We start from the raw sequence: 9,962 nt of genomic DNA on the forward strand, positions 1-9,962 counted from the left end.
AAAGAACAGGATGTTCACATTCGGCAGGGGTTCCATAGAGCGTAAGCTTCGTTACGCCATGATGACAACAGCAGAGATTGGCCTGCTGATAACCCTGCTCGTCTACAGCGTCAGTGATTATGTTAAATCACGGGATGCCATGACGGAACGGATTCAAAACCTCGTCGAAGTCATCAGCCGTAACAGTGCGATGTCCGTACACGCCGGTGACGCCAATCTTTCCAGACAACATATCAGTACCCTCCATGGCATCAAATCCGTCGAGGAAGCGCACCTGATTGGACGAGACGGCATTATTCTCGCCAGTTTCTTTCGTGACGGTAATCCAAAATCCCGCATCACCCCTTCCCTGTATGAAACCACGTCCGTTGATATTCAGGATGAATGGATGGATGTGGCAGGTCCCATTTACTACGGTAACGACTTGATAGGTACCGTTGTTATCCGGGCCGACCTGGCGGTACTCAAGCAGCAGATGACCCTGAACCTGCTCGCCGCCCTGATGATTGCCATTCTTGCCATCATTTTTTCGTACCTGGCGGCACATCGGCTGCAAAAAGTCATATCAAAACCCATTGTCCGACTCGCCGATACCATGAAACAGGTCTCAACCTGCCAGATTTACGTCAGCACCCTGGAGAAGCAGAGTGATGACGAAATTGGGCAGCTTTATGAACGTTTCAATGAAATGCTGGAGCAGATTCGCAAGCGCGACGAACAGCTCAGCGTTCATCGCGAAGAACTGGAAAAGACCGTTGAACTGCGCACCACGGCACTCAATCTTGCCAATGAAAACCTGAAACATGCCATCAGCGATGCAACTGAGGCAAAAGAAGTTGCCCTTGAAGCCGCCAAAGCCAAAAGCGCCTTTCTGGCCAACATGAGCCATGAAATCCGCACCCCGATGAATGGGGTCCTGGGTATGCTGGAACTCCTTCGGGACACCGAACTGGATAACAGTCAGCTGGATTACCTGGAAACCGCCTACGGTTCTGCCGATGCACTGCTGGGGATCATCAACGATATTCTGGACTTCTCCAAGATTGAAGCCGGCAAGCTGGAACTGGAGCAGATCGACACACAGATAGGCGCGCTGGCAGAGGATGTCTCTGCCCTTCTGGCCAGCAAAGCCCGTGAAAAACGTATAGAGCTGGGCTGTTATACGGACGTAAAGCTACCTCACAAGCTTAAGGCTGATCCGGTTCGCCTCCGTCAGATACTGACCAACCTGCTGGGCAATGCGGTCAAGTTTACGGAGAAAGGTGAGGTTGTTGTCAGAGTTCTACTGATCAGCAATGATGACAATGTCGCCCGCGTCCGGTTTGAGGTGCGAGATACCGGCATTGGTATCGCTCCGGATGTCATTCCCAAATTGTTTACCCCGTTTACACAGGCCGATGGTTCCACAACCCGTAAATTTGGCGGCACCGGCCTTGGATTGACCATATCCCGGCAACTGGTTGAGCTGATGGGGGGAAAGCTACAGATCACCAGTGAATTAAACAAAGGTTCCTGCTTTTTCTTTGATGTCGATTTACCGGTTTCAGAGCAGCAGGACACTTCAGACAGCACAACCTCCCAGGACCTCACCGGCACCTATGCACTGATCGTGGATGACAACAAGACTAACCGGGATATTCTCAAACACTACCTGACCGCCTGGGGCATCGACCACGCCGAAGCAGAAAATGGCGAACGGGCGCTCGACAAGATGCGCGACGCCATCATCGCCGGACGCCCTTTCGACATTATCTATCTTGATATGCAAATGCCGGGGATAGATGGCATCACCGTATCCAAAACCATTGAGGCCGACAGTCAGCTGCATAAAACCCATCGCATCATGCTGACATCCACAGGGCATATGTCCGAGCAGGAGCGCCGGGACGCTTTCCTGGCAGGCGCCCTGACCAAGCCCTACCGACAGGCCCAACTGCTTAAGCTGACCCGGCAAGTCATGGGTAACCAGAACGTTGATCAACCGGTTCAGAAACAGAACGCACCCAAAGAAAGTCAGGATATCTTCAGTGAACATACGTCACTGCTTCTGGTTGAGGACAATATCGTCAATCAGAAGGTTGCCCTGGCCATGCTCAAGAAAGCGGGCCTGACGGCAGATGTCGCTGAAAATGGTCGTCTTGCCGTCGAAGCCTGGCAAAACAAGCATTACGACCTGGTTCTAATGGACTGCCAGATGCCGGAAATGAGCGGCTACGAAGCCACAGGGCACATTCGGCAACTGGAACAGGGTCAGCAACGCCACACCCCGATTGTCGCCATGACGGCAAACGCCATGGAGGGTGACCGGGAAAAATGCCTGGCGGCCGGTATGGACGATTATCTCAGCAAACCGATCAAGGCAGATGTACTGAAAGATATGCTGATAAAGTGGCTGGAATCCCCGGAAGAAAAGGAGCAATCCGTTATGGTGGAGCAACATGCCGATGACCAGAATGATAATCTGCATGAAAAGCCCTTACTCAACCAGGAGACTCTTGAGCAACTGCGCATGGTCATGGAAGAAGAGTTTGACCTGTTGATCAACAGTTATCTTGAGGACTCTCCCAAGCTGGTTCAGGACACACTGAACGCTGCGCGAAATATGGATATTAAAGTGTTTACCCGGGCATCCCACACATTAAAATCCAGCAGCCAGAACCTGGGTGCTGATCGCCTGGGCGAACTGGCCAGCCAGCTGGAAAAAAGTGGACGGGAGAAAAACCTGGGCGAAGTACGCCCCCTGCTGAAGAAACTGGAAACCATTTTCCAGGCTACCTGTGAAGAACTCAAAAACTCCCTGAATAACTGAGTGATTTGATCTTCAACCCTCTTTATTCACTGCTAAATGACAGGCACAAAAAACCCCGCATAAGCGAGGCAAGTAGGTCAGACGTTTCCCTGGTGCATTCCTGCTTTAGTAACCCGCGCTTCCTTGCGGCTACGTCCCTGTATATCGTCTGACTAACCTTAAATATAGCCGACACTTATAAGCTGTAAAGAAATTGATATTAACGGTCACAGAAAAATGCAACATGCTGTTTTTCTTATATTCTTCGCATCTCTTTCCTCCCGAAGCGAACTGCTGATAGACTGAACAGCGAAACCGTTCCGACCGTCAGGATGGTCAACCTATGAAAATAAAAATAATCGGGTTGATGTTGCTCCTTACCTCGTCTGCGTCCTATGCCGAGAGCAACCTTAACGACAAAGATAGTGTTTTCTGGCAAAGCCTGTATCAGGATGGTGGTAAGACACTTTTCTGCAACCAGCCTTTCACCCGCAAAAGTAACCGACTCACCGCTGGCTATATCTATTCCCTGAAAGTGGTGCGCGAAGAACTGCAGTGCCGAACCAATAGCGAATGCCAACGTGAAAACGAACGCTACCGAGCTATTCTGACGGATCTGCATAACGTCTATCCCGTCATGACCCGCGTTGAACTAAAACGACGTGATACGATGTTTGGCAATGTTCGCAACGACGCTAGCCCACTATTGCCAAACTGCTCACTCATGCATGATTACTTGACCCTTGAACCTGAGGATACCCTAAAAGGTGACATCGCCCGTGCATTGTTGTACATGCATGAGCAGTACGCCCTGCCACTGCAAGCCCCCCTTACAACCTTGCAGGCATGGAACGACATAGATCAACCGGATACCCAAGAACTTGAGCGCAATAACATTATTGCGACCTTACAGGGCAATAGAAACCGGTTTATTGATAATCCGAAACTGGCTGAACAACTGACATCCCGGGAATAAATTCCCGGGCACTCCCTCCTAAAGAACCCGTTTAAATCAACGATAACCTTATCTGATACGTTCTCTCATTCCAGCAATCTTTGGTACATCAGTGGCCTGTTGTAGAAAACAACCATCACCCGAAAACAAAGGTGCCTGCATGCCGTTAACCAGACATTTAGCAATGGCGCTGCTAACTTCTACAACATTTACTGTAACTGCTGCGCCTTACAGCAATGTGATCAAACTTACTCCCATAGCGGTGATAGAAGCAGCTTCACAATCATCATCTGAAAAAAGACAGCCTCTATCATATACAACTATGTCAGCCCAGGACTTTGCTGCCAGGCAGGCCAGGTTAATTGTCAGCAGCCTTACCGAGGAAGCTGAACTGCTGGAAAACTCGTTGTTATTCACTCAAAGAATGCTCTCTGAATATCGCCACAACTAATGAATATGTTTTCCAATTAGAAGAAAGCGTTTCGGTGTCCCAAGAAAAAAGGAGATCTATATGATCTCCTTTTTCATTATCTCTGACACGAATCTCAGAACTGATCATCACCCAATTCAAAGAGAGGATCAGCACCGGACATCACCGCCTGTGACAGACTGTGAATGCGCGGCAACAGCCGCTTGTAGAAATAACGGGCGGTGGTCAACTTACCGAGATAGAAAGACTCTTCCTCAGTACCTGCAGCCAGTTGATCCTGCGCGGTTTTCGCCATCAATGCCCACATGTAGGCATAAGCGGTATAACCGAAGACATGGAGGTATTCGACAGATGCCGCACCCACTTCATTCGGGTTATTGGCTGCATTGTCGATAACCCAGGCCGTCAGGGTTTCCAGGTTCTTCATCGCATCCGCTAAAGGAGCATTGAACTCAGCCATTTTGCCGGTGTTGCTGGACTCAAGGAACGTCTTCACCTCACGGGCAAAGCCTGCGAAGAACTTGCCGCCGTTAGCAACGGTCTTCCGCCCCATGAGATCCAGTGCCTGAATACCGTTGGTCCCTTCATAAATCTGGGCAATACGGACATCACGGACTAACTGTTCCTGTCCCCATTCGCGGATATAGCCGTGACCACCGAATACCTGTTGACCCTGAATACAGTTCTCAAGACCAACATCGGTAAAGAAGGCTTTAGCGATCGGGGTCAGCAACGCAACCAACGCTTCGGCACTGGCCTTCTCATCCGCATTTTCGCTGTACTTGGACATATCCAGCTGTTTCGCCACATAGGTGGAGAAAGCACGTCCCGCCTCAGTGGTCGCCTTGATATTCAGCAACATACGACGAACATCAGGGTGAACAAGAATGGGGTCAGCGGCCTTATCGGGCTGAGTTGCACCGGTCGCGGAACGACCCTGAATACGCTCTTTGGCATATTCAAGAGCGCTCTGGTAACTCATTTCAGAGCAACCCAGCCCCTGAATACCAATGGACAGCCGCTCATAGTTCATCATTGTGAACATGGCAGCCAGGCCCTTGTTCACTTCACCGACAAGGTATCCCTTGGCGCTATCAAAGTTCATAACACAGGTAGCGGATGCCTTGATCCCCATCTTATGCTCAATGGAACCACAGCTGACACCATTGCGTTCACCCAGCGAACCATCTTCATTCACAAGGATCTTGGGTACCAGGAACAGGGAAATACCACGAGGTCCCTTAGGCGCATCCGGCAGTTTGGCCAGCACCAGATGGATAATATTTTCGTTGAGATCGTGTTCGCCACCGGTGATGAAGATCTTGGTGCCGGTCACGCTATAGCTGCCATCGGCCTGAGGCTCGGCCTTGGTGCGAATAATGCCGAGATCCGTACCTGAATGCGGCTCGGTCAGACACATTGATCCAGACCAGACACCGGCATACATATTCGGTAGATACGCTTCCTTGAGTTCATCAGATGCGTGAGCATTCAAGGCCAGGCAAGCGCCGGCGGTCAGCGTGGGATATAGGGTGAAAGAGTTGTTGGCACTGTACATCATCTCTTCGAACTGTACAGAAAGCATCTTCGGCATGCCCATGCCGCCATATTCCGGATTACCCGCAAGGCCGACCCAGCCCCCTTCCGCGTAGGTCGCAAAGGCTTCCTTAAAGCCTTCCGGTGTGGTGACGTCACCATTATCCCAGCGAGCCCCTTCTTCATCGCCGGAACGGTTCAGCGGTGCCAGTTCGCGGGCGGTCAGTTTGGCGCCCTCTTCCAAGATGGCATCTGCCGTTTCTGCATCCACCACATCCGCCAGTCCCGGCAGCGAGGCCCAGAGTTCATCCGCCTTGAACACTTCGTTCAACACAAAGCGTATGTCACGCAACGGAGCCTTGTATTCCGCCATAGGTCAACCTCAACACTCTTGTCATGTTTCACACCCGCAGTGCAGATGCCCGTTTTCTTTTTCGGTTTATCCGTATGTGATGCGTATCATACTCCCATTCAGGCCTGCTTCAAACGGGCGTTTGAGTCTGAAAAAGGTTTTTACATAAGTCGAGATTGTGGAAAACCCAAGTAGCTGGAGATACCGAATCGTTTATCCTCCCCGCTCCCGTTACTTTCCGGATAGACGTCAATGTCTTATCGCAATATCACCTTCTTCAGCCGTTTCGAGTCCGATATCCTCGCCGACCGAAAAACCATTACGATCCGTGACCAGAGTGAATCCCATTTCCAGCCCGGCGAAATCCTGACAGTAGCCCGCAATGAGGATGACCAGTATTTCTGCCATATTCGTGTCAATACCGTGACACCCATTCACTTCGATGCACTGAATGAGCAGCATGCCGTTCAGGAGAATATGACGCTTGAGGAACTGAAATCCGTGATCCGGGCCATTTACCCCGACCAGAAAGAATTCTTTGTCATCGATTTCACCCGTCTGGACGTCACCAACAACGTTCCAGTCACACACAACTAAAGCTTTAAGTGCCTGCAGATAACAGACATGAGCAGGAAAACAGTTCTTTTCCCGCCTGAAAAAACGAAACTTGCCGCATAAAACCTTCGACATTGACCCAGATCAAGTTCGGTTTACCGCAGGATGATTAAAGTAAAGCCATGCATTTGTTGTAGCCAATGCGTTGACAGCGAACTGATCAACACATCGGCTGACGATTTTGCTTCAACCTGTGCTCTCTTATCACGCCCCTTTTTGGGGCGTTTTTTATGCCTGTTTTCTGCCCGCCACCAGCCCTCTGGAATACTGCTAGATTAAAAGATACCGCTGTCGATGGAGTGACTATGCACCTGTTGTTAGAAATGCTCAGGCTATGGCTGGATGAGCACCTGTTTCCGGACTGGATGCACTGCCGTACCCCCGACAACAACCACTTTTACCGCCGTATGTTCAGCCGACGCTATCAGGCCAAGAAACGGCTGGTGAAACATATCTGGATGGTGGCCGGGCTGTTAATACTTTGTTATCCACTGCCGTGGTTTGCCCTGCTGATCGGCCTGCCAGTGACCCTGTTATCTTTCGCGATTCTGGACGAAACCCCCTGATACAAAAAAGGCCCCTGCATAACAGGAGCCTTTATTTCATTTATATCGCGTTAATCAAGCTAATCAGACATCACCGAAGTTAGCTTCATCCATCGCCATCAGGTTATCCGCACCAGACTCAATGCAGGCCTTGTGGGTACGGGTCCGCGGCAGGATACGCTGGAAGTAGAACTGCGCAGTCTGCACCTTGGCCTGATAGAAACCTTCTTCCGTGGTGCCTTCTGCCAGCTTCTGCTTGGCAACCCGCACCATGTCAGCCCAGAAGTAGGCCAGGCAGGCGTAGCCGGAGTACATCAGGTAATCCACGGATGCCGCGCCGACTTCATCCCGGTTCTTCATGGCTGCCATGCCCACTTTCATGGTCAGGTCGCCCCATTCCTTGTTCAGGGCTGTCAGCGGCTCAATGAATTCCTTCAGGTCTTCATTGTCAGCGTTTTCTTTGCAGAACTTGTGCACAACCTTGGTGAAGGCTTTCAGCGATTCACCCTGGGTCATCAGTACCTTACGACCCAGCAGATCCAGCGCCTGGATACCGGTGGTGCCTTCATACAGCAGGGCAATACGACAGTCACGCACGTTCTGCTCCATACCCCACTCGCTGATAAAGCCATGACCACCGTAGCACTGAACACCAAGGTTGGCGGCTTCAAAGCCCGTTTCGGTGATGAAGGCCTTGATAATCGGGGTCAGGAAGCCCAGCATCTGGTCAGCGGCCTTGCAGGCTTCTTCATCTTCACTGTGCGCCTGAACGTCTACCAGGCGCGCAGCGTAGTAAGCCAGTGCACGGTTACCTTCGGCAAAGGCCTTGATGGTCAGCAGCATCCGGCGAACATCCGGATGAACGATGATCGGGTCCGCCGGGCCATTCGGGTTCTTGGGACCGGTCAGGGCACGCATCTGCAGACGCTCACGGGCATAACGCAGTGCACCCTGATGCGCGATCTCAGCATGGGCCAAACCTTGCAGACCAGTACCCAGACGCGCCGTGTTCATGAAGGTGAACATGCAGTTCAGACCTTTGTTCGGCGGGCCGATCAGGAAACCGGTTGCGCCGTCAAAGTTCATGACACAAGTCGCGTTACCGTGGATACCCATTTTGTGCTCAAGGGAACCACAGCTGACAGCGTTCCGCTCACCGGCACTGCCATCGCCATTCGGCAGGCACTTGGGAACAATAAACAGTGAAATACCCTTGGTGCCTTCCGGCGCATCAGGGAGGCGGGCCAGTACGATATGAACGATATTCTCTGCCATGTCGTGCTCACCGGCAGAAATGAAGATCTTGGTACCGGAAACCTTGTAGGTGCCATCAGCCTGCGGTTCAGCCTTGGTTCTGAGCATACCCAAGTCCGTACCACAGTGAGGCTCGGTCAGACACATGGTACCAGTCCATTCACCGGAAACCAGTTTGGTCAGGTAGGTTTCCTGCTGTTCCGGCGTCCCGTGCGCGCTCAAGGTGTTCATGGCACCATGGCTCAGGCCGGGGTACATACCCCAAGACCAGTTGGCTTCACCGATCATCTCGCTCATCACCAGGTTGAGCGACTCTGGCAGGCCCTGACCACCGTGATCAGGATTGTGCGCCAGCGACGGCCAGCCGCCTTCCACAAACTGCTGGTAGGCTTCCTTAAAGCCTGTAGGTGTGGTCACGCCGTCTTCTGTCAGGGTACAGCCTTCCTGATCCCCCACCTGGTTCAATGGCGCCAGTACCTGTTCACAGAATTTTGCACCTTCATCCAGGATAGCGTTGACCATGTCCGGAGTGGCGTCTTCCGCACCGGGCAGGGTGGCATAGTGCTCTGGATAGTTCAGCAGTTCGTCGCGAACAAAGCGGATATCGCGAAGGGGGGCCTTGTACTCAGGCATAGCGTCTACCTCGGGCTATTCTCGTTGTAATCATTCCGACCACCGGAGCGGTCATTACCTGAAGACTGTTCTTATTTACGGCTGTAGTAGATAGCGTATTTAAACAAGTGTTTGAAACTTACGTATGAGTGTAGCCCGTGTCAAGGGCATTCCACAACAAAATAGGCATTTTCACCTAGATGGACTTGCTATATTTCGACCCGCACAACAGCTCTGGAATCAGTGTTATTACTCCGTCTGCACCAGATTCTGATAGCTATACCTGCAAAGGGAATTGGGGATAAGTCTGGTAACTTTTTATTCTCCTTCTGGTTTAAATGACTGGTGGTTGAATGCCGGGAGTTCCGACAGGTTCTAAGTGTTGGTCAACCCCACGGACTTGATCGAACGCACGTTGCCGTGTTTGTCCCAGTAACAAGCGGGGCTGTAGTAGCGGTAGGATTTTCCCTCAACCAACTGACGACCGTCGCAGATTAAGGCAGCACAAGGGGGAGGTTGGCTTTTAAAGGGTTTTATATGGCTTAGATCAATGTTTATTATTTGCCACGAATATATAAGACCACCAAATTACATGGACAGATAATTCAATGCAGATACATCACGCTATTATTCATAAGCTAATCAAAGAGCAAAAGACCAAAGAATGCACTTCACAAGCAGGTGAAGATCTATTAGATAGCTCTTCCGAAGTTGTCATTCGCCTTGTATCTAGCCTCGTATCTCTGTTCAGTAGAAAAGAAAACTCTGCTGTATACGGAACTTTCAAGGAAAACTCCCCATTTACTTTTCCTACCGATTTCCGTGAATACCATGATAATACGATTGATGACAACACCTTTAAGGCTATCACTGAG

At 51.0% G+C, this 9,962-nt stretch carries 8 protein-coding genes; 6 read left to right on the forward strand and 2 right to left on the reverse strand.

Annotated elements, in window-relative coordinates:
* Nucleotides 1-10: 10 nt before the first annotated feature.
* From AC27K1_RS20280 to AC27K1_RS20290, 3 genes are all read left to right on the forward strand, one after another.
* Nucleotides 11-2,809 (forward strand): response regulator, encoded by a 2,799-nt coding sequence (locus tag AC27K1_RS20280; protein WP_487152614.1) that lies wholly within the window; start codon nt 11-13, stop codon nt 2,807-2,809.
* A gap of 322 nt (nt 2,810-3,131) precedes the next feature.
* Nucleotides 3,132-3,764, forward strand: coding sequence for an endonuclease (locus tag AC27K1_RS20285; RefSeq protein WP_487152615.1), 633 nt, complete (start codon nt 3,132-3,134; stop codon nt 3,762-3,764).
* 139 nt (nt 3,765-3,903) lie between these two features.
* Nucleotides 3,904-4,194, forward strand: a complete 291-nt coding sequence (locus tag AC27K1_RS20290; RefSeq protein WP_487152616.1) for a hypothetical protein — start codon at nt 3,904-3,906, stop codon at nt 4,192-4,194.
* Between the two features lie 94 nt (nt 4,195-4,288).
* Here AC27K1_RS20290 and AC27K1_RS20295 read toward each other — a convergent pair whose 3' ends face one another.
* On the reverse strand, nt 4,289-6,082 hold the full coding sequence (locus AC27K1_RS20295) for an acyl-CoA dehydrogenase C-terminal domain-containing protein (protein WP_487152617.1): 1,794 nt from the start codon (nt 6,080-6,082) through the stop codon (nt 4,289-4,291).
* 231 nt (nt 6,083-6,313) lie between these two features.
* On the opposite strand from AC27K1_RS20295, the gene yqfB reads away from it, so the two are divergent.
* Both yqfB and AC27K1_RS20305 read left to right on the forward strand, forming a co-directional pair.
* Entirely contained in the window at nt 6,314-6,658 is a 345-nt protein-coding gene (gene yqfB, locus AC27K1_RS20300; protein ID WP_487152618.1) for a N(4)-acetylcytidine aminohydrolase, read from the forward strand.
* 323 nt (nt 6,659-6,981) lie between these two features.
* Entirely contained in the window at nt 6,982-7,242 is a 261-nt protein-coding gene (locus AC27K1_RS20305; RefSeq protein ID WP_395180021.1) for a hypothetical protein, read from the forward strand.
* Nucleotides 7,243-7,305: 63 nt separating this feature from the next.
* Here AC27K1_RS20305 and AC27K1_RS20310 read toward each other — a convergent pair whose 3' ends face one another.
* On the reverse strand, nt 7,306-9,108 hold the full coding sequence (locus AC27K1_RS20310; RefSeq protein WP_487152619.1) for a phenylacyl-CoA dehydrogenase: 1,803 nt from the start codon (nt 9,106-9,108) through the stop codon (nt 7,306-7,308).
* 587 nt (nt 9,109-9,695) lie between these two features.
* Between AC27K1_RS20310 and AC27K1_RS20315 the strand changes: the two genes are divergently transcribed.
* Nucleotides 9,696-9,962, forward strand: a 267-nt coding sequence (locus tag AC27K1_RS20315) for a nucleoid-associated protein (RefSeq protein WP_487152620.1), incomplete at its 3' end; no start/stop codon positions are given.

It is taken from the genome of Kistimonas ophiarachnellae, assembly GCF_057552235.1.

Excerpts from the sequence above, each read along its gene's own strand:
- AC27K1_RS20285 (WP_487152615.1), top strand. The coding sequence starts at position 3,132 with ATGAAAATAAAAATAATCGGGTTGATGTTGCTCCTTACCTCGTCTGCG.
- AC27K1_RS20290 (WP_487152616.1), top strand. The coding sequence starts at position 3,904 with ATGCCGTTAACCAGACATTTAGCAATGGCGCTGCTAACTTCTACAACA.
- AC27K1_RS20295 (WP_487152617.1), bottom strand. The coding sequence starts at position 6,082 with ATGGCGGAATACAAGGCTCCGTTGCGTGACATACGCTTTGTGTTGAAC.
- AC27K1_RS20305 (WP_395180021.1), top strand. The coding sequence starts at position 6,982 with ATGCACCTGTTGTTAGAAATGCTCAGGCTATGGCTGGATGAGCACCTG.
- AC27K1_RS20310 (WP_487152619.1), bottom strand. The coding sequence starts at position 9,108 with ATGCCTGAGTACAAGGCCCCCCTTCGCGATATCCGCTTTGTTCGCGAC.
- yqfB (WP_487152618.1), top strand. The coding sequence starts at position 6,314 with ATGTCTTATCGCAATATCACCTTCTTCAGCCGTTTCGAGTCCGATATC.
- AC27K1_RS20280 (WP_487152614.1), top strand. The coding sequence starts at position 11 with ATGTTCACATTCGGCAGGGGTTCCATAGAGCGTAAGCTTCGTTACGCC.